This window comes from Frankia sp. AgKG'84/4, from assembly GCF_023242965.2.
GTDB lineage: Bacteria > Actinomycetota > Actinomycetes > Frankiales > Frankiaceae > Frankia.
The window spans coordinates 1-600 of the sequence record NZ_JALKFU020000674.1 but is presented as its reverse complement, the minus strand read 5'-3'; the positions used below and the strand labels follow the sequence as shown (position 1 = coordinate 600).

Here is a 600-nt window from a genome sequence, read left to right as displayed (position 1 = left end):
GTCGGGAGCCGCCGGGGCGAGCGCTTCCCCCGGGCCCGACAGCCACGCACGCCGTGGCCGCCGCGCCGCACCGCGACCGGACACCTCCACCAGCAGGTTGGCGGCTCGTACCTGACCGTGCCCGAGGCCGAGGCCCTCCCATCGCCGCTCGACCGCGACCACTCGCAGGTCGGCGCCCTCCCAGTCACCTACGGTTATCAGGACGGCCCCCCGCTCCCGGGCCCGGGCCGTGAGCCGCCGGCCATCCGCCGGGCGCGACCGGGCCGGCGGGCACACGACCACGATGTCCATCGCGTCGAGCAACGCGGCCACGACCACCGGCCAGCGCGGCCCTGGCACCGGAACCAGCGCGAGCCGTTCCAGCGCGACACCCGTCTCGGCGGCGGCGAGCAGGCCGAGGTGAGCGAAGCCCACCACCGCGCACCAGGCGCCGGCCTGGGAGGGCCCGCTCAGCAGCGTCAGCAGCAGGGAGGCCGAGCCGCTGACCCCGATGGTCGTCCCCCGCCGCAGCCCCGCCTCCGGCAGGATCGCGGCGAGGGCGGAGACCACCGGCAGCAGGCGGATGTCCCCCGCGCGCCGCGCCGGCCCCCGCGCGACCTC

The 600-nt window shown here is 78.3% G+C and carries 1 protein-coding gene; it reads right to left on the bottom strand.

Features of this window, described 5'->3' with window-relative positions:
- A partial coding sequence (gene imuA' / locus MXD58_RS24570; RefSeq protein WP_250610034.1) for a DnaE2-dependent mutagenesis accessory factor ImuA' occupies nucleotides 1-600 on the bottom strand: 600 nt, incomplete at both ends.